This is a genomic window from Haloprofundus sp. MHR1, assembly GCF_005155585.1.
Lineage (GTDB): Archaea > Halobacteriota > Halobacteria > Halobacteriales > Haloferacaceae > Haloprofundus > Haloprofundus halophilus.
Window position 1 is genome coordinate 2,068,124 of sequence record NZ_CP039833.1, and the last position, 18,824, is coordinate 2,086,947.

19 protein-coding genes are annotated in these 18,824 nt (G+C 66.5%); 7 read left to right on the plus strand and 12 right to left on the minus strand.

Annotation, left to right across the window (positions count from 1 at the left end):
• Positions 1 to 183: 183 nt before the first annotated feature.
• Positions 184 to 1,083: a PhzF family phenazine biosynthesis protein gene (locus FCF25_RS10440; protein ID WP_137048633.1), complete on the plus strand. Its 900-nt coding sequence runs from the start codon at positions 184 to 186 to the stop codon at positions 1,081 to 1,083.
• Positions 1,084 to 1,089: 6 nt separating this feature from the next.
• Here the strand turns inward: FCF25_RS10440 and FCF25_RS10445 are convergent, their stop codons facing one another.
• The 3 genes from FCF25_RS10445 to FCF25_RS10455 form a co-directional block, all read right to left on the minus strand.
• The gene (locus tag FCF25_RS10445; RefSeq protein ID WP_137048635.1) at positions 1,090 to 1,533 is read right to left on the minus strand and encodes a zinc ribbon domain-containing protein; all 444 of its coding nucleotides are present in this window, start codon (positions 1,531 to 1,533) and stop codon (positions 1,090 to 1,092) included.
• Between the two features lie 127 nt (positions 1,534 to 1,660).
• Complete coding sequence (locus tag FCF25_RS10450; RefSeq protein ID WP_137048637.1) at positions 1,661 to 2,350, minus strand: type I 3-dehydroquinate dehydratase; 690 nt, start codon at positions 2,348 to 2,350, stop codon at positions 1,661 to 1,663.
• 71 nt (positions 2,351 to 2,421) lie between these two features.
• Positions 2,422 to 3,468, minus strand: a complete 1,047-nt coding sequence (locus FCF25_RS10455; protein WP_394347877.1) for a DNA-methyltransferase — start codon at positions 3,466 to 3,468, stop codon at positions 2,422 to 2,424.
• A gap of 122 nt (positions 3,469 to 3,590) precedes the next feature.
• Between FCF25_RS10455 and FCF25_RS10460 the strand changes: the two genes are divergently transcribed.
• Positions 3,591 to 5,147: a TrkH family potassium uptake protein gene (locus FCF25_RS10460; RefSeq protein WP_137049395.1), complete on the plus strand. Its 1,557-nt coding sequence runs from the start codon at positions 3,591 to 3,593 to the stop codon at positions 5,145 to 5,147.
• Between the two features lie 19 nt (positions 5,148 to 5,166).
• Here FCF25_RS10460 and FCF25_RS10465 read toward each other — a convergent pair whose 3' ends face one another.
• Positions 5,167 to 6,132: a transcription initiation factor IIB family protein gene (locus FCF25_RS10465; RefSeq protein ID WP_137048639.1), complete on the minus strand. Its 966-nt coding sequence runs from the start codon at positions 6,130 to 6,132 to the stop codon at positions 5,167 to 5,169.
• A gap of 226 nt (positions 6,133 to 6,358) precedes the next feature.
• On the opposite strand from FCF25_RS10465, the gene FCF25_RS10470 reads away from it, so the two are divergent.
• Positions 6,359 to 7,096 carry a cobalamin-binding protein gene (locus FCF25_RS10470; protein ID WP_137048641.1) on the plus strand — a complete coding sequence of 246 codons (738 nt, stop codon included), beginning with the start codon at positions 6,359 to 6,361 and terminating at the stop codon, positions 7,094 to 7,096.
• 114 nt (positions 7,097 to 7,210) lie between these two features.
• Positions 7,211 to 7,732: a DUF84 family protein gene (locus tag FCF25_RS10475; RefSeq protein WP_117592315.1), complete on the plus strand. Its 522-nt coding sequence runs from the start codon at positions 7,211 to 7,213 to the stop codon at positions 7,730 to 7,732.
• A gap of 3 nt (positions 7,733 to 7,735) precedes the next feature.
• Here FCF25_RS10475 and FCF25_RS10480 read toward each other — a convergent pair whose 3' ends face one another.
• The gene (locus FCF25_RS10480) at positions 7,736 to 9,592 is read right to left on the minus strand and encodes a flippase-like domain-containing protein (RefSeq protein ID WP_137048643.1); all 1,857 of its coding nucleotides are present in this window, start codon (positions 9,590 to 9,592) and stop codon (positions 7,736 to 7,738) included.
• A 325-nt stretch (positions 9,593 to 9,917) separates the two neighbouring features.
• On the opposite strand from FCF25_RS10480, the gene FCF25_RS10485 reads away from it, so the two are divergent.
• Positions 9,918 to 10,151 carry a hypothetical protein gene (locus FCF25_RS10485; RefSeq protein ID WP_117592312.1) on the plus strand — a complete coding sequence of 78 codons (234 nt, stop codon included), beginning with the start codon at positions 9,918 to 9,920 and terminating at the stop codon, positions 10,149 to 10,151.
• Between the two features lie 112 nt (positions 10,152 to 10,263).
• Here the strand turns inward: FCF25_RS10485 and FCF25_RS10490 are convergent, their stop codons facing one another.
• The 5 genes from FCF25_RS10490 to pyk form a co-directional block, all read right to left on the minus strand.
• Complete coding sequence (locus tag FCF25_RS10490) at positions 10,264 to 10,869, minus strand: winged helix-turn-helix transcriptional regulator (RefSeq protein ID WP_117592310.1); 606 nt, start codon at positions 10,867 to 10,869, stop codon at positions 10,264 to 10,266.
• A 39-nt stretch (positions 10,870 to 10,908) separates the two neighbouring features.
• Positions 10,909 to 12,171, minus strand: a complete 1,263-nt coding sequence (locus tag FCF25_RS10495; protein WP_117592308.1) for an SPFH domain-containing protein — start codon at positions 12,169 to 12,171, stop codon at positions 10,909 to 10,911.
• Between the two features lie 105 nt (positions 12,172 to 12,276).
• Entirely contained in the window at positions 12,277 to 12,888 is a 612-nt protein-coding gene (locus tag FCF25_RS10500) for an NfeD family protein (protein WP_137048644.1), read from the minus strand.
• 43 nt (positions 12,889 to 12,931) lie between these two features.
• Positions 12,932 to 13,171, minus strand: a complete 240-nt coding sequence (locus tag FCF25_RS10505; protein WP_137048646.1) for a hypothetical protein — start codon at positions 13,169 to 13,171, stop codon at positions 12,932 to 12,934.
• A 74-nt stretch (positions 13,172 to 13,245) separates the two neighbouring features.
• Positions 13,246 to 15,000, minus strand: coding sequence for a pyruvate kinase (pyk, locus tag FCF25_RS10510; protein ID WP_137048648.1), 1,755 nt, complete (start codon positions 14,998 to 15,000; stop codon positions 13,246 to 13,248).
• A 161-nt stretch (positions 15,001 to 15,161) separates the two neighbouring features.
• Here pyk and FCF25_RS10515 point away from each other — a divergent pair, with 161 nt between their 5' ends.
• Together FCF25_RS10515 and FCF25_RS10520 are read left to right on the plus strand one after the other, a co-directional pair.
• Entirely contained in the window at positions 15,162 to 15,404 is a 243-nt protein-coding gene (locus FCF25_RS10515) for a hypothetical protein (RefSeq protein WP_117592301.1), read from the plus strand.
• A 50-nt stretch (positions 15,405 to 15,454) separates the two neighbouring features.
• On the plus strand, positions 15,455 to 15,871 hold the full coding sequence (locus tag FCF25_RS10520) for a hypothetical protein (RefSeq protein WP_117592300.1): 417 nt from the start codon (positions 15,455 to 15,457) through the stop codon (positions 15,869 to 15,871).
• Positions 15,872 to 15,890: 19 nt separating this feature from the next.
• Here FCF25_RS10520 and metG read toward each other — a convergent pair whose 3' ends face one another.
• Both metG and FCF25_RS10530 read right to left on the minus strand, forming a co-directional pair.
• Positions 15,891 to 17,996, minus strand: a complete 2,106-nt coding sequence (gene metG / locus FCF25_RS10525; RefSeq protein WP_137048650.1) for a methionine--tRNA ligase — start codon at positions 17,994 to 17,996, stop codon at positions 15,891 to 15,893.
• 290 nt (positions 17,997 to 18,286) lie between these two features.
• Positions 18,287 to 18,787, minus strand: coding sequence for a YqaA family protein (locus FCF25_RS10530; protein ID WP_137049396.1), 501 nt, complete (start codon positions 18,785 to 18,787; stop codon positions 18,287 to 18,289).
• Positions 18,788 to 18,824: the final 37 nt, after the last annotated feature.

Consider the following 18,824-nt stretch of genomic DNA (forward strand, 5'->3'; position numbering starts at 1 on the left):
GAGACGGCTGAGGTAACACCGCAGGATACTATTTTAGCGCGTTTCTCCGCGCGAGTTCCCGACGGACGACCCCGAGGCCGCGCTGGGCCGTCTACTCGTCCTCGCGGGACCGTCGGTGCGTCGCCGTCAGCACCGACACTCGCCGACTGGTACTTTCTTTGTCCCCCGGCCGGTGGTGGGCGCATGGACACTCGTCGCGCGCTGTTGGTCGACGCGTTCACTACCGAACCGCTCGCGGGTAACGCCGCCGGCGTCGTCCCCGACGCCGACGGCCTCTCGGTCGAACAGATGCAGGCGGTCGCCCGCGAACTGTCGGTGAGCGAGACGGCGTTTCTCCGCCCTTCGGAGAGCGCAGACCGACGCGTTCGCTACTTCACGCCGACGCAGGAGGTCGACCTCTGCGGTCACGCGACCGTCGCGGCGCACGCGCATCTCTCCGAGGAGGGCGTCCTCGACGCGGGCGTTCACACGCTCGAAACGAACGTCGGCGACCTCGAAATCGAGCTCACCGACGACGGCGTCGTCTGGATGACGCAGTCACAGCCGACCGTCCGACCGGTCGACGTCGACTACGAGCGCGCGAGCGAGGCGCTCGGCGTCCCCGTCGAGTCGTTTCGGGCGGTCGCCGACGAACTCCCGGCGGCCGTCGCCTCCACCGGCCTCCCGTTTCTCGTCCTCGGCGTCGACTTCCTCGACGCGGTCGGCGGCGCGACGCCCGACATGGGCGCGGTCGCCGCACTGGCCGACGAACACGACGCGACCGGCGTCTACCTGTTCTGCTTCGATACGTTAGACGCCGAATCGACGCTGCACGCGCGGATGTTCGCGCCCGGCGCGGGCGTCCCCGAGGACCCCGTCACCGGGACCGCCAGCGGCGCGTGCGGGGCGTACCTCGAACACGTCGGCGCGTTCGACACGCTCCCCGACGAGATGCAGTTCGAGCAGGGCGAGTTCGTCGACAGACCGGGTCGCGTTCGGGTTCGCGTCGGCGACGAGGTCCGCGTCGGCGGACGAGCGGTGACGGCGCTTGACGGCACGCTCGTCGTTCCCGAGATCGATACGGACGAGATACTCGAAGCCTGAGAGCGGTCAGCGCTCCGACTCGGCGCCGGGTTCGGACCACACGATAGCCGAGCTACACCAGTGACAGAACTCCAGTTCGGTGTCGAGCGGATAACCGCAGACCGGACAGGCGACGTCCGCGTCACTCGACGCGGCCGGCTTGACGGCGATGCGGCAGGCGTCGTAGACGCTGAGACCCAGGAGCACCAGAAGCGGCGGGTAGACGGCCGCGGGTTCGACGCTCGCAGACGCGAGCGCCGCGACCGGCTCCGCGAGCACCGCCGACATCGACAGCGTCGAGGGGTTCAGCGCGAACACGAGCGCGACGGCGCTGCCGCCGACGAACAGAAACCAACCCACGCCGCGACGCCACCGCCGGAGGTAGAGGTGGGCGACGCCCGCGATGCCGACGGTGGCGAACACAGTCCCGAGAACGGCGGCGACGAGCGCGCGCCGGGGTGTGTCGGTCATGGCCCCAACGTCCAGAGCCACGAGGCATAAGTTAGTGGGTTCTACGCGAACTTCTGACCGGGTGTAAATACTTACTTTTTGATATTTGGTTCGCCCAGTGAGACGCCTCCGCTCGCTGGCGACGCGGTTAGAGCCGTCGCACCAACTCGGCGAGCGTCTGCAGGTCGTACTGTCCGGGAGCGGTCGCGTTCTCGGCGCGCGGCGGCGCGTAGCCGATTTTCGACCCGTACACCGGCGCGACGGCGCGCGTGTGGCGGCCCGGTTCGCCCATCGCCATCGTCGCCACCCGGTGACCGGCCGCCGTCGCCTCGTGGGTCACCGAGAGCAGCGCGAGGCTGTCCGCGCGGTCCGCGGCCGTCACCGCCAGTTTCCCGACGTCGCCCGCCTCGCACGCCGCCGACAGGAGGCTCCGCAGGTTGTCCATCGCCGGCGTCTTCCGGAAGTCGTGAACGGACGTGACGACGGTGAGGCCGCGTTCTCTGGCGGTCGAGCGGAGGTCGACGGCGCTCGGGACGTCCGGTCCGTGAGGGCCGAGCGCCGCGAGTTCGACGTCGACGGCGACGACGGCGTCGTGGTCGAACGCCGCTTCGAGCGTCGCCAGTCGGCCGTCGTCCGACGCCTCTCCACCCTCCCACTCTGGGCGGTTCGTCACGAGTACGGGGAGGTCGCCGTCGTAGTCGTCGAGCGCCTCCAGCGGGTCCCCCGCGAGGTCCAACCGGAACTCGACGATATCGGCGTGTTCTCGCACTACGGCCAGTTCCTGCGCTGGTCCCAGGTCGTCCGTACTGGCCGCCAGCGTGAACGAGTCGAACTCCATGCGCTCACACGGGTCGCCGAGGTCAAAAATGGACCCGTTGTCCGAAGTCCGAGCACGGACGGTGTCCGAGGTTAACTCTCGTAGGGAACGTGCGAGACGACGTACCGACGCCCGTCTTCGACTCGGTCGACCACGTCGACGTTGGAGACCGTGTACAGTCGAACGTCTCGTTCCTGTTTCGTCACGACCGGGAAGTCGTAGTTGGTGGCGCGATAGGCGACCTCCGCGTCCGTCTCGGCGACGAACGACTCGTGGCGGGCGACCCGCTCTCGGGTCCGCTCTCGGGACCGCTCGGCGAGTCCGTCGAGGCGGCGGTCGAACGCCTCGAGCACCGTCGCGTCGAGTTCGTAGCCGACCGAGTTGCGCCCCGCGAGCATCGCGGCCAACGTCGTCGTTCCGGTCCCGAGGAAGGGGTCCAGCACGGTGTCGCCGTACACCGAGTACATGCGGACCAGCCGGAGCGGCAGTTCCAAGGGGAACGCCGCCGAGCGCTCGCGGCCGTCGCCGGGCGCCGCCAGCGTCTGGTCGGTGCCGGTGAGCGTCCAGAGGTCCGAGAACCACTCGTTTCGCTCCTCCCAGAAGAAGGCGCTCTCGTATCGGCAGTCGTCGCCCGCCTCGAACTCGCGGGGACCGCCCTTCCTGAACACGAGGATGTACTCGTGTTCGAGCGTGACGTAGGCGTTCGGCGGTAACGTCCCCGAACCCATGAACTTCGTCAGGCGGTTCGTCGGCTTCCGCCAGAGCACGTCCGGGAGGGGACGAAGTCCTCGCTCTCGGAGCGCCGACAGCACCCGCGAGTGGTTCGGAAACTGTCGGAACGCTCCCCCTATCGACCGCGTGGCGTCGCCGACGTTGACGCAGACGACGCCGCCCGGAGCGAGCACGCGGACGATTTCGTCCCACACCGCGTCGAGTTGGGCGTGCATCCGCTCGAAGGCGGCGTCGGCGTCGCCCGCCGCCAGCGCGTCGGCGACGCGCGGGTCGCGCGCGGAGAAGAGGTCGTCCCACAGCGAAATCATCGGATACGGCGGCGACGTGACCACCAGTTCGACGGACCCCGTATCCACGTCGTCCATCGCCGCAGCGTCGCCGAGTCGATGGACGTGTTCTGTCTGCACGACTTACCTGTGAGCTCGTTGTTATGTAGTGTTTGGGGTCCGTCGCAGTCCGTGAGCGGAACCGAGCGGGCGACGCGCGGCGGCAGTTCGCCGAGTTCGGCTCGGAACCGACCGGTGAACTCATGGGAATCGGCGACCCTCTCGCAGTCGTGTCCCGCCCGACGTTGTCCAGTTTCGGTCTCTCGACGCTCCGCGTCGACGTCAGGGGGAGTCTCGCACTCATCGGCAAGATAACGAAGTATCTCTCGGTGCCGCTGGCGATTCCGCTGCTGTTCGCGCTGTACGAGGGCGTCGACGTGATGCCGTTCGCCGTGACGCTCGCCCTCGTCGTCGCCGTCGGCGCACCGCTCGAACGAGTCAGTTCCGACACCGAACCGGGAACCCGGGAGGGGTATCTCATCGTCGCGCTGACGTGGCTCGTCCTCCCGGTCGTCGGCGCGATTCCGTTCGTGCTCGCCGGCAACGGCGTCATCGCCGACCCGGTGAACGCGCTGTTCGAGAGCATGAGCGGGACGACGACGACGGGGGCGACGGTCATCGTCGACTTCGACGCCCACTCCCGCCCCATCATGCTGTGGCGGTCGCTCATCCAGTGGCTCGGCGGTCTCTCGATTCTCGTCATCGCCGTCGCCGTCCTCTCGGAACTGTCGGTGGGCGGCGCGCAGCTGATGGAGACGGAGACGGCGACGACGAGCGTCCGCAAACTGACGCCGCGCATCGAGGGGACCGCCCGCCTGCTCGGGACGCTGTATCTGGGGTTGACCGTGGCGGCCGTCGCCGGGGTGTACGCGCTCCACCTCGCGGGGCTCGCACCCGAGATGACGCTGTTCGACGCCGTCAACCACGCGTTCACGAGCATCTCGACGAGCGGTTTCTCGCCGCGCGCCGACAGCATCGCGGCGTTTTCGCCGGCCGTCCAGTGGGCGTACGTCCCCGTGATGTTCGTCGGCGCGACGAACTTCGTCATCATCTACCGCGTCACGCGGGGCAAGTACGACGCTCCGCTTCGGAGCGAGGAGTTCCGCGTCTACGTCGGCATCGTCGCGTTCCTCTCGCTTCTCGTCGCGGGCCTGCTGCTCGTCGAACCTCACCAGCAGTACTCGATAGAGGAGACGCTCCGCCACGCGACGTTTCAGGTCGTCTCCATCCTGACGACGACGGGCTACGCGAGCACGAACTTCGACCTCTGGTCGCCGTCGGCGAAGAACGTGCTCTTTCTCTGCATGTTCTTCGGCGGGATGGTCGGCAGCACGACCTGTTCGATAAAACTACTCCGGTGGCTCGTTATCGTGAAGTCGCTCCGTCGGGACATCTTCACCGCGGTCCACCCGAGCGCGGTTCGTCCGGTGCGGCTCGACGAGGGCATCGTCGACGAGGACAGTATCCGGCAGATGTACGCCTACACGATGCTGAACCTCGTCATCTTCGCCTGCGCGACGGTGTTCGTCATCGTCGACGCCGCCCGCGTCGGTCTCTCGCTCACCGAACTGGAGGCGCTCGGCGCGAGCGCCGCGACGTTTCTCAACATCGGTCCCGGGTTCGGCCTCGCGGGGCCGTTCGGCAGCTACGTCGAGTTCCCGGCGACGACGAAGCTAGTGATGGTCGTGCTCATGTGGGTCGGCCGTATCGAGATCATCCCCGTGCTCGTCCTCCTGACGCGGACGTACTGGCGCGATTGACCGAAAAGAGAACCCCGAGTTACGCGACGCCGACGCCGTCTTCGGCTTCGAGCAGTTCGTGGTAGCGGTTGCGGATGGTGACTTCGCTGATGTCGGCGACGTCCGAGACGGCGGCTTGCGTCGTCTTCTCGTTGGTCAGAAGCGCCGCGGCGTAGACGGCGGCGGCGGCGAGTCCGACCGGCGACTTACCCGAGTGAACGCCTTTCTCCTTGGCGTTCTTGAGCAACTGGCGGGCGCGGTGCTCGGCCTCCTCGGAGAGCCCGAGCGACGACGCGAAGCGCGGGACGTACTGTTCGGGGTCGGCGGGCTTCACTTCGAGTTTCAGCTCGCGGACGACGTAGCGGTACGTCCGGGCGACCTCGCTCTTCTCGATGCGGGAGACGTCGGCGATCTCGTCGAGGCTGCGGGGGACGCCCGCCATCCGCGCGGCGGCGTAGACGCAGGCGGTGGCGACGCCCTCGATGGAGCGGCCGGGGAGCAGGTCCTCGTCGAGCGCGCGGCGGTAGATGACCGACGCGGTCTCGCGGACGTTCTTCGGCAGCCCGAGCGCCGACGCCATGCGGTCGATCTCGCCGAGCGCCTGTTTGAGGTTGCGCTCCTTCGAGTCGCGGGTGCGGAAGCGCTCGTTCCACTTGCGGAGTCGCTGCATCTTCTGGCGCTGTCGGGAGCCGAGCGAGTTGCCGTAGGCGTCCTTGTTCCGCCAGTCGATGTTCGTCGACAGCCCCTTGTCGTGCATCGTGTTCGTCGTCGGCGCGCCGACGCGGGACTTCTGGTCCTTCTCGCGGGCGTCGAACGCGCGCCACTCGGGGCCGCGGTCGACGGAGTCCTCGCTGACGACGAGGCCGCAGTCCTCGCAGAGCGTCTCGCCGTGTTCGGTGTCGGTGACGACGTGTCCGCCGCACTCCGGACACCGCACCGATTCGTCGCTCTCGGGTTTCTCTCTCTCCTGTTCGTCCGTTCGTCTGGTGTACGTCCGTTCGCTCATTGTGTGAGACGGCTACTGCTCCGGGTCGAGACGGGCCAAAGAACGTGGGCCGAGCGTCCAGAGCGGTCCTTGTCCGTTTCAGGACGGTGTTTCATATAAGTGGTTTGGTGTTGGGCGCGATTTCCGTCGACTCGCCGCTCAAACAGCCATTCGTAAATGAATATCACAACATTAAAATACTCAAAATTGCGCCAGTGGTTTGAACTCGCGGGACCCACTGGGAGTGATGACCGACCCCGACACGGCGCGACCCGACGTGGTGTCGCTCGCACCGAGTGCGACGGCGACGCTCGACGCGATAGGCGCGAGCGACCGTCTGCTCGGCGCGACGACCCACTGCGACGTCGACGTTCCCGCGGTCGGCGGGTGGCTCACCCCCGACTACGACCGGCTCGCGGAACTCGACCCCGATCTGGTCTGTACGAGCGACGCGCTCCAGCGGGAGATCAGAGACGAACTCGACGGCCGAGGGTACCGCGTCCACCACGTCGAACCGGCGACGCTCTCGGACGTCCTCGACACGTTCATCGCCGTCGGCGAAGCGGTCGGCCGTCCGGAGGCGGGCGAAACCCTCCGCGCCGACGCGGAAGCGCGCCTCGACGCCGTCGCCGAGCGGGTCGCCGGCAAACCTCGACCCGTCGTCTACTGCGAGGAGTGGTCTGACCCGCCGATGGCCGCCGGCAACTGGGTCCCCGACGCCGTCGTCGCCGCCGGGGGTCGGTATCCGTTCGTCGAGCCCGGCGAGCGTTCCCGCGAGGTCGACGCCGAGCGCGTCGTCGACGCGAACCCGGAGTACGCGATTCTCCACATCTGCGGCCGCGGCGAGCGAGTCGACCCGGGCGTCGTCGGCGAGCGGGCGTGGGCGGTCGACCCGGAGGTCCACGTCGTCGACGACTCGCTTCTGAACCAACCGAGCCCCCGACTCGTCGACGGCATCGAGAGGCTGGCGGAGATACTGCACTGACGGGCGCTCTCGGCTCCGACCCTCGTTTTCCGTTCGTTCATCGACTTTGACCTCCGCTTCCCGTTCGTTCACCGATTCCGATACATCGATAACTCCTCGTGAGGAGTCGGTGGTATGCGAGTCGTCGTCGGGAGCGAGAACCCGGTCAAGAGAGCCGCGGTGGAAACTGTCGTCGGGGACGCGACGGTCGACGCAGTCGCCGTCTCCTCGGGCGTCTCCGAACAGCCGAGGGGCCACACCGAGACGATAGCCGGCGCGGAGACGCGGGCGTGGGAGGCGTACGATAAGGGCGAGGACGAGAGGGAGGCGTACGACTACGGCGTCGGTCTGGAAGGCGGCGTCGCGTCGTTCGACGGAGCGGCGGGGCTGTATCTGGTGATGTGGGCGGCGGTCACGGACGGCGTCCGAGTCGGCCGCGGTGCGGGACCGAGCGTCCGCCTCCCGTCGCGAGTCGCCGCCCGAATCCGCGGCGGCGAGGAACTCGGTCCGGTGATGGACGACGTGCTCGGCACCACCGGAATCGCGGAAGGAGAGGGGGCCGCGGGCGCGCTGACGGGCGGCCGAATCGACCGCGAGGCGGCGCTTTCGACCGCCGTCGCGGGGGCGCTCGGTCCGTTCGTCTCGGAGCTGTACTGACGCTCAGTCCGACTCTATCGGCTCGGTCTGCTCGCGGGCGTTGGCGCTCTCTTCGACCGCCTTGGTCAGCGAGACGTTGAGCGCCAGCATCGACGCGACGCCGCCGAGGATGGTGACGACGTTCTTCACCGCGTGGTCGAGAATCGCCGCACCGACGGCGACGGTGGCCGAGACCGGGCTGAGCGCGACCACGAGGATGGTGAACGCGCCCTCGTAGAGACCGATGCCGCCGGGCGACAGCGGGAGCACCTTCGCGAGGTTGCCGACGCTGACGGCGAAGAAACTCACCGCCACGAGCGTCACGACCGACATCTCGGCGTTCGCGCCGAGCGCGACGAGCACGAGAATCGCGGTCACGACGTCGAGCACCCAGATAGCGAGGCTGCTGACGCCGACGCGGGCGAACGCGTCGCGGCGACCGGCGGTCCGCTGCAGGTCGACGACGAACTGTTCGATGATGCCCGCGACGTAGTCGGCGTACGAGTCCGAGGAGAACCGCCCGAGCGTCCTCCGGACGAGGTTGCGGTCCGAGCGGGCGCTGGCGACGATACCCACGACGGCGAGTATCGCCGCGAGGCCGACGCTCGCGGCGACGACGGCCGCCGTCCGACCCGCCTGCCGGTTGCCGGCACCGACCTCTCCGCCGCCGGTGCCGAGCAGACCCTCGACGAGCGCCGACGTGTTCCCGGTGGCGACCAGACCCAGAAGCACCGTCCCGGCGAGGACGGTGATAGTGAGCAGGTCGAAGACGCGTTCGGCGGCCAACGACGCGAATCCGGACGGGTAGGGGATACCGCGCCGCGCCTTCACGACGTACGCGCGGACGGCGTCGCCGGCGCGAGCGGGGAAGACGAGATTACCGGTCTGGCTGATGAAGATGGCACCGGTCAGAAAACCCGTCTTCTCGCGGAAGCCGAGTTCCGCGAGGATGTCGCGGTAGCGGAGCCCGCGGATTGGCCACGAGACGAGGTAGACGACGGCCGCCAACAGCACGAGTGCGGGGTCCGCCGCGCCCATCACGTCGAGCACCTCCTGCGGGTCGAGATAGACGGTCATGAGCGCGAGCGCGACGAGCGTGAGCGCGATCCCCGCGGCCATCGTCACCCGGCGGTCGATTCGCGGGCGAACCGAGAGCTCCCACCAGGTGCGTCCGATCTGACTACCCATCCCGAAGATGTCGCGGACGAGGTCGACTTTCGTGTCGCCTTTCGGTTCCCAGTCGACGGAGAACTCCGCGACTCGGAGGCCGCTCCGCTGCGCACGAACCAGCAGTTCGGTGTCCCAGAACCAGTGGTTGTCCTTGATGTCGTCTTTCAGCAGGTAGAACGCTTCGCGGCTCATCGCTTTGAAGCCGCACTGGTGGTCTCGAAGCTCCGAGCGCAGGAACAGCCGAACTAACCCGTTGTACGCCTGACTCGGGACGCCCCGCTTGACGGGGCGGTCGGCGACGTTGTCGGGCATCCACCGCGAACCGGTGGCCACGTCGTACCCGTCGGTACGGACGCGTTCGACCAGTTCTTCGAGGTGGCGCATGTCGGTGGCGAGGTCGGTGTCGAAGTAGACCAACGTCTCGCCGTTGGCGGCCTCGAAGGCTCGCTCTAACGCGCCGCCTCGTCCGAGTCGCTCGTCCGAGTGGAAGTGGCGAACTCGGCTGTCCTCGGCGGCCAACTGGTCGGCGATCTCCGGGGTGCGGTCGTCGCACCCATCCTCTGCGACGATGACCTCGACGGCATCGCGGGGGAGAAACGCTGCAAGTGTCTCAAGCGTGGTCCGCACCGTCTCCTCTATCGTATGTTCCTCGTTGTACGCAGGAAGAACGACGCTGACCTCGACCGGACGGTCCATTGTCTCTCTATGCATCGACAGTGGCTAAGAAGCTTCTGACTCTCAGGACTGATGGAATTGTAGTTTGAGTATTTGTTCGCCGTTGACAGTCGCGTGTCGCTCGAACCGCCTCGAATTCGGGACGTAATGCGAGATTACCGCGGATTTGCGGTCGTAAATACAGCCTTACCAGAACGTAGTTTGGTGCTTACAGTCACGAAATATTTACTATTAGACCTTCGTACCACGCCGCGCTCGAACCCACCGATTACGCTCGCTTTACGATTGTAAATCGCAGGACGTGAGTACATTAACCTCGCGTACCAAATGCCATATTAGTGCCAATCACCACGGCAGTGATATGAGCGTTACCACGGCCACCGAGCTCAGTGATAAGCAGCAACGAATCCTCAGGTACCTTCGCACCCACGCGGCGACGCAGACGTACTTCAAATCGCGACTCATCGCCGAGGAGCTGGGACTGAGCGCGAAGGAAGTCGGCGCGAACATGACCGCGATCCTCGACGGGGACTTCGACGTGACGGTCGAAAAGTGGGGCTACTCGTCGGGGACGACGTGGAAAGTGAGCCTGTAACTGACGACCCCCGCTGACGGCGGCCCTCCCCCCCTCCGGGCACTCGCTCTTTTCGGACGGTATTTTTGGACGACACGGAAGCAGAGACGCCCGTCTCGAAAACCGACCGCCGCTACGCGTTGTACTCCACGAGTTCGTAGGCCTCGTTCGCAAACGCGATGGTTTCGGCCCCGAAGGAGTCGGCGTACCGCACGAGCAACATGATGAGCGTCTCCGGTCGTTCGACGCTGAGGCCGCTCTCCGCCGCGAGTAGACCCGCGCCCTCCAACTGCTTTCTGTACGAACTCACCGTCGCCGTGGAGACGTCGGCGGCGTCCGCGAGTTGGACGCCCGTCGCGTCGGGGTCACGGAGCAGTTCGAGGAGCATCTTTCGCGGCGTGTCGCGGCGGAGGTAGCCGAGTGCGACCTGTTCGAACTCGGAGAACCGCTGAGCCGGGAAGAACCGGCGGTAGTCACCGTCGCGCCGCGAGAGGACGACACCTTCCGAGAGCAGTTTGTCGAGGTGGTGCTGCGTCTCGCCGGTTCCGAGACGGAGGTCGTCTCGGACTTTCGAGAAGTGAGCGCCGGGAGTCGTCGACAGATAGCCGACGATGGCATCGCGGACGTCGCTGCGCGACTCGTCGTCGGTCTCGTCGAGGCGAGCGAACGGGACGGCCGCGCCGAGTGCGGCGAACCGTCGGAGCGTCGCCCGTTTCTCTTCGTCTACCCGGTCGGACATCTACCCCAGTTCGGGGTGTGGAGGACAAAAACGCTTCGTTTACTGGAGTTCTCGGTCGAACTCCATCTCTTCTTCGTCCGCCTCGTCGCTCGTCTCGGCGGATTTCGCGTCGGCGGCGTCGCCGTCGGCGGCGCGGGCGTCGCCCGACGGACCGTCGGTCTCCTCGATGACCTCGTCGGCGTCCTTGATGTCGGCCTCGTCTTCGGCGTTGGCCTCCTGAATCACCTCGTCGGCGCTCTTGATGTCGCCGGCGTCGCCGGCTTTCACCGCCTGCGCCTCCTGTTCGAGCTGCTGGACGTCCATCTCGGCGGCCTGGTCGATCTGACCGAGAATCTCCTCGATGTCGTCGAGGCCGAGCATCTCACGAGTCTCCTCGTCGAAGTCGAGACTGTCGAGGCCGGCCTGCTCTTGGACGTCGCTGCCGGTCAGCTGCTTGCCGTAGCGGCCGACCAGCGAGGTGAGCTCCTGCGGGAGGATGAACGTCGTCGACTCGCTGGAACCGATGTCGGCGAGCGTCTCCATCCCCTTGTCGATGACGGCGCGTTCGCCCATCGACTCGGCGGATTTCGCGCGGAGCACCGTCGAGATGGCGTCACCCTGTGCTTCGAGAATCTGGCTCTGCTTCTCGCCCTGCGCGCGGATGATGTTCGACTGCTTCTCACCCTCGGCGCTCTCGACGGCGCTGCGCCGCTCACCCTGGGCTTCGAGAATCATCGCGCGGCGACGACGCTCGGCGGAGGTCTGCTGCTCCATCGCCTGCTGGACGTCGGCGCTCGGGTTCACTTCGCGCACCTCGACGGATTCGACGCGGATACCCCACTCGTCGGTGGGTTCGTCGAGCTCCTTGCGGATGCGCGCGTTGATCTCTTGGCGCTTGTTGAGCGTGTCGTCGAGCTCCATGTCGCCGAGGACGGCGCGGAGCGTCGTCTGTGCGAGGTTCGAGACGGCGGTCTTGTAATCCTCGACTTCGAGGAACGCCTTCTTGGCGTCCATCACTTTGATGTAGACGACGGCGTCGGCGGTCACCGGCGAGTTGTCGCGCGTGATAGCTTCCTGTCGCGGGACGTCTAACGTCTGCGTCCGCATGTCGAAGCGGTACGTCCGCGAGACGAACGGCGGGATGAAGTTGATACCCGGTTCGAGCAGTTTGCGGTACTCGCCGAACACCGTCAGCGCGCGTTTCTCGTACGCCTGGACGATTTCGACGGATTGGAACACTACGAGGACAGCCAGCAAGAGGAATAGCACACCTACGAAGAGGATGGGTATTCCCAGGCCAGTCTGTAACAGGACGGGGTCCATAACTGGACCTTTGTATGTTTGATTGATAAGGTTTTCCTCAACTTCCCCGGTCTGTCCGCCGAACCGTCTCCCGATTTCTCGGTTCGCCCGGAGTCCGCGAGCCGCTTAGGCCCGTTCGGTCTCCTCTTCGCGCCCCTGCTCGCGTTCGATGACCTCGTCCGCGGCCGCCTCGCGTTCGCGTCGCCCTTTCGCCAGTTCCCGGTCGATCTCGTCTTCGACGATGTCGAACGACTCGACCATCACGACGTTGCCGCCGCCGGGGTCGACGACCATCACCTCGGTTCCCTCGGGAATCTCGCCGTGGTACGACCGGGCCGCGTAGTAGGGGTTGAATCCGCCGCCGGCGACCTTTATCTGTCCCTCCGACTTCGTCACGCGCTCGGTGACGCGCCCGGTCTTGCCTTTCAGCGCGTCCGAGTCGGAGGTCTGGGCGGTTCCCTTCCCGCCGTAGAAGTCGAACTCACGGTAGACGTAAAACGAGAGCGCACCGAAGACGAGGACGAGAATCCCCAAGAGGAGCGGACTCGCCAGTGCGGGCAGGAACAGTCCGACCAGTCCGGCCGCCAGCAGTGCGATACCGACGATGATGAAGTTCGCACCGGGGGCCAACGCTTCCAAGATGGAGAGGCCGAGGCCGGCCATCACGAGCAGCAGCGGGAGGGCGTCGGGACCGATGTCCAGTTGTAGGAGTACGTGTGCGAGACGCGGGCGTGCCATAGCTGACCTAAGTACGTCGGATGATTAACGCTTCGGCTCTCGGTTACAGTACGCTGAAGATGAACACCAGCGTCCCGACGACGCCGACGAGTACGAACAAACTGTTCTCCAGCGACGGCGACTCCGGTTCCAGCGGCGGTCGCTCGCGTCGCTGTGTTCGCGTCTCGCTCTCTCCGTCGTCCGCGTCGGCGTCCTCGCCGACGTCGTCGATGCCGAACCGCCACTCGGACTCGCCGTCGTCGGCCTCGTTCTCGTCTCGCCCCCCGGTGTGAGAATCGCGCATACGTGACGTAGGAAACGGTCGCTGAAATGTCTGCCGCCGGTGCGAGGAGCGACCGGTCCACGACGAGGCTCGGCTTATCGTTTCGCCTCGTGCCGGATGACGTTACCGTCGTAGACGATGCCGCGCTCGGCGTCGAGCGTGACGAGAGTCCCGTCGTCGAAGTCCTCGGGGAGCGACGCGCCGCTTATCATCGGGATGTCGATTTCTCGGGCGACGAGCGCCGGGTAGCCGGTCATCCCCTCGCGGGCGTCGACGATGCCTCCGAGTTTGTTCACGTCGCCGGTGAACTCGCCGTCGAACCTGGCGTCGAGCGCTAGCAGCGTACCTTCGGGCAGTTCCGTCAGGTCGCCGTCGGCCGACCGGACGACCGGCCCGGAGACGCGTCCGCCGACGACGCTGCGGCCGGTCGTGATGGCCTCGGCGGCGACGTGGACTTTCAGCATGTTGGTCGTGTTCGTCTCCTCCAGTTCGGTCATCATCCCCGAGAGGACGACGAGCGTGTCGCCGCTCTCGGCGACGCCCGATTCGAGGGCGGCGTTGACGCCGCCCTGCATCACTTCTTCGGCGCTCTCGCGGTAGTCGGCGTACTGAGCGCTGACGCCCCACGACAGCGATAGCTGGCGGCGAACGCGGTCGTTCGGCGTCGTCGCGATAACCGGCACCCCGGGTCGGAACTTCGCCGTCTTCCGCGCGGTGTAGCCGGACTCGGAGGCGGCGACGATGGCCGCCGCGCCGATGTCGCGGGCGAGGTAGCGAGCCGAGCGAGCCAGCGCCTCGGTGCGAGACTCCTCGGTCGCCGTGGGGACGCGCTGCTCCTGGGTCTCGTCGTACTCCTCGCTGGCCTCTATCTGACGGACGATGCGGTCCATCGTCTCGACGACGCGAATCGGGTGGTCGCCGATGGCCGTCTCGCCCGAGAGCATGACGGCGTCGGTGCCGTCGAGGACGGCGTTCGCGACGTCGGAGGCCTCCGCGCGGGTCGGTCGCCGCGCGTGGACCATCGAGTCGAGCATCTCCGTCGCGGTGATGACGGGGACGCCGTCGGCGTGACACTTGCTGATGATGCGCTTCTGTATCATCGGCACGTCTTCGAGCGGACACTCGACGCCGAGGTCGCCGCGGGCGACCATCACGCCGTAGGCGGCGTCGATGATGCCGTCGAGGTTCTCGACCGCGCCCGCCCGCTCGATTTTGGCGATGACGGGGATGTCGCCGCCCGCCTCCTCGATGGCGTCGCTGATGGCGTACACGTCGGAGGCGTCGCGGACGAAACTCGCCGCCACGAAATCGGCGTCCTTGTCGGCGGCGAGTTCTATCTCCCGTCGGTCCTTCTCGGTGATGAGGTCGATGTCGAGGTCGACGCCCGGGACGTTCACGCCCTTCCGGCCGCCGAGCTTCCCGCCGGAGTCGATGCGCGCGACGACGCCGTCGTCGACGACGCGCACGATCGTCGCCTCGATTCGACCGTCGTCGAGAAGGATGGTGTCGCCCGGCTCGGCGGCGTCGATGGGCAACGAGAGACCGACTCTCTCGGGCGTCGCGGTGTCGCCCTCGAAGAAGTGTACCTCGTAGCCGGTTTCGAGCGTGATCGGTTCGTCCAGCGGGGCGGTGCGGACCTCCGGACCCTGGAGGTCGACCATCGCCGCGAGCGGGTCCTCGGTCGCCTCGTCGACGGCCTGGATGCGGTCGACGACGGTCGCGCGGTGGTCCGTCGTGCCGTGGCTCGCGTTCAGTCGCGCGACGGACATCCCCGCGTCGGCGAGTCCCCGAATCGTCCCTCGGTCGTCCGACGCCGGACCCAGCGTGCAGACGATTTTGGCGTTTCTCATACGTGGCGATACAGCCGTCCGGCTAAAAAACCCCGACGATGAAACTCGCCACCGAGTGAACGATTGTGAGGGTCGAACGGGACGAACGGCCGGCGGTTCGGCCCCAAGCTTTTCGTCCCGACCGGAGCTATAACTCGCTCGCAGTCGTACGGTTTTACGCTATGGAACACGTCACCGAGGAAGCGGTCGGTAAACCCGTCGTCACGCCCGACGGCGACGAAATCGGACGCGTCAACGCCGTCGAAAACGACCGGGCGGTCGTCAAGCCGTACACCGGCGTCGAGGCGGACATGGCCGACTCCGCCGCGCCAGACGAGGAGTCGCTGACGCTCGACGCGAACCAGATAGAAGTTGTAACCGACGACTACGTGCAACTCGTCGACGAGTTCCGGCGGGAGAGCTAAACGGGTCGCCCCACTTACTTTTATTGTCAGCGAGCGAGAATCAGCGGACGATGTCCGAACAGCCCTCGCTCCCGCTTCCCTCCGATCACCGCATCGAGCGGACGCTCGCGCTCGCACTGCTCTCGCTACTCGGACTGTACGCCGTCGGCAGCACTGCCCCCGTCCCGACGCTCGACAGTATCGGCGTCGTCGCCGTTCACCTCGCCGTCGTCGTCGGCTGTCTGCTCCCGACTGTCGTCCTCCTCCGGAGCGGCGTCGATCGATTCAGAGGCCAATCGGCGGCGACCGACGGACCCAGTCGCCTCGCCACGCGGTCGGCGATAGTCGCGTTCGCTGCGCTGTCTGCGGCGCTCGTCCTCGCCGAGTTCGACTCCGAGAACGGACTCGTCACGGCGCTGTTCGTCGTCGCTATCGGGGCGTTGTTGCTGCTCGCAGGCGTACTCGTCCGACCGGACCGAAACGGCTGAGAAAGACGCCGCGTCGCGGTTACCGGACTTTCGTCCCCGGAACCGAGTCGCCGTGGGTCGTCAGGATGTCGGCCTGTTCGCCCGCGGCCAGCAACATCCCGTTGGACTCGACGCCGAACAGTTCGGCCTTCTCGAGGTTGGCGACGACGACGACGCGCTCGCCGACGAGCGAGTCGAGGTCGTGGAGCTGTTTGATACCGGCGACGATCTGACGGACCTCGCGGCCGATGTCGACCTCGAGCTTCGCCAGCTTGTCCGCGCCGTCGACGCCCTCCGCCGAGACGATTTCGCCGACGCGAAGGTCGAGCGCCTGGAACTCGTCGAAACTGATTCTATCTTCGGAGATGGGTTCGAGGTCGCTCACGTCCGAGTCGGCGTCCGTCTCCGACTCCTCCTTTTCGGTTTCGGTCTCGTCACCGTCGTCCGCCTCGCTCTCGGTCGCCGCCGCGACCCGCTCGTCGAGCTTCTCGTTCAGTTCCTCGACGCGCTCGTCCTCTATCTTCTCGAACAGCTCGGTCGGTTCGTCGAACGACGCCGGCGGCGCGTCGAGCGCGGCGTGTACTTCCACGTCGTGGACGGAGCCCGCTTCGCCGAGGGCCTCCCAGAGTCGCTCGGACTTGCCGGGCGCGACCGGTTCGAAGAGCACGGCGACGGCCTTCGCGATCTGGACGCAGTCGCGGATGACCTGCGCCGCCTCTTCTGGCTTTTCGTCGGTGAGCTTCCACGGTTCGTTGCGCTGGATGTACTCGTTGCCGAAGCGTGCGAGTTCGACGGTCGCGAGACCGGCTCTCCTGACGGAGTAGTCGTTGACGGCCTCGCCGAACTCGCGAATCGCGCCTTCGATACGGTTCTGTACCTCCTCGGAGACGTCGGCCTCGGGCGTTCCCTCGTAGTTCCGGTACGCGAACAGCAGCGACCGGTAGAGGAAGTTGCCGACGGTGCCGACGAGTTCGCCGTTGACGCGCTCCTGGAACTTCGACCACGAGAAGTCGACGTCCTGCTGGAAGCCGCCGTTGGTGGCGAGATAGTAGCGGAGCAGGTCCGGGTCGAACCCCTCGGCGAGATACTCGTCGGCCCACACCGCCCGATTCCGGGAAGTGGAGAAGCCTTTGCCGCCGAGGGTGACGAAGCCGCTGGCCATGACGGCGCGCGGTTCCTCGTAGTCGACGCCGCGGAGCATCGCCGGCCAGAACACGGTGTGGTGCTGGATGATGTCGCGCCCGATGACGTGGACGATGTCGCCCTCGTTTTGCCACACTTCTTCCCAGTCGTACTCGTCGCTTCCGACGCGCTCTGTGTACTGCTTCGTCGAGGAGACGTACTCGATGGGCGCGTCGACCCAGACGTAGAGCACCAACTCTTCAGTTCCGTCGTCTTCCTCGCCGGGGTAGTCGATGCCCCAGTCCATGTCGCGGGTGATACACCAGTCCTGGAGTTCGCCCTCGATCCACTCGCGGGGCTGGTTCTGGGCGTTCGAGGTGCCTTCGAGGCGGTCGATGAACTCCTGAAGATACTCCTGGAACTCCGAGACGCGGAAGAACTTGTGCGTCCGCTCGCGGTACTCGGCGGGGTTGCCCGTGATGGTGCTGACCGGGTCGACGATCTCGCCCGGTTCGAGGTGGCGCTGACAGCCCTCGTCGCACTCGTCGCCGCGGGCTTTCGCCCCGCAGTACGGGCACTCGCCCTCGACGTAGCGGTCCGGGAGGTACTGGTCCTCCTCGGGGTCGTAGGCGACCATGATGGTCTTCTCGTAGACGTGGCCGTTCTCGTCGAGCGTGCGGACGAACTCCTTCGTCAGTTCGGTGTTCGTCTCGTCGTGGGTGTGGCCGTAGTTGTCGAACTCGACGTTGAACTTCGGGAACGTCTCCTCGTACGTCTCGTGCCACCCGAGGGCGAACTCCTCGGGGGTGACGCCCTCCTTCTCGGCGTTGACCGCGACGGGCGTTCCGTGCATGTCAGACCCCGAGACGAAGGCCGTCTGCTGGCCGAGTTTTCGTAGGGCGCGCGAGTAGACGTCGCCGCCGACGTACGTTCGGAGGTGGCCGACGTGCAGGTCGCCGTTCGCGTACGGCAACCCGCAGGTCACCACCGCTGGTCGGTCCGTGGGGAACTGCTCGTGACTCATGTGTGTGGTATCGTGAATGCGGGCCTAAAGCCCGCTGGTTCGTGGTAATCGGCTCCGGTACGTCGCTCCGGGGCGACGCGGTGCGTCGCTCGGAGGGGAGAACGGAACGACCGAGTTTCGCGGCGAACGTTCGTCGGTCGCGTTACCGACCGACGGACGAACTGACGGGTCCACCCGGCGCTAGAAGCGTCGCATGCGCATCGCGGGAGCGTCGCCAAAGCGAGCGTCCGATGGGTGGGTCCGTCGGGTCACGGTACACGGGAGACGGTGCTACCGTTTAACTCTCCCGTTCACAGCACCGCGACGGCACCGTGGAAGAACGCCAGCGTGACGAGCAGTCGCCCGGCGCTGCCGACGAACGTCGCCGCCGCGAACTTCAGGTAATCCTCCTCCAGTATCGAGAAGGCGTATATCGAGAGCGTGTCCGGGAAGAAGGGAACACAGAGCGCGAGCGCGAGACCGCCGTACCCCCACTTGCGCGCGATGTTCATCGTCTGCTTCTCGGACCAGGCGACGATGTCGACCGGCAGGCGCGAGAGCCACTGCATGATGATTCCGGAGTCCTTCGCCTCCTGGCCGATGTGGAACGCGAAGACGCTCCCGGCGGCTTTCCCCGTCGCGCTGACGAGGATGATGACCGTCATCCGTCCGGCGTAGTCGAGGCCGAGATTCAGCGGCGCGGCGAGAACAACCTCGCTCACGCCGGGCAGCGCGAACGCGATGAGAAACGAGTAGACGAAGATGATGACGAGGCCGAACCAGCCGGTGGCGTGTTCGACGGCGCGCTCCATCCACGAGAAATCCAGCCAAGCGGCGAGTGCGAGGTCG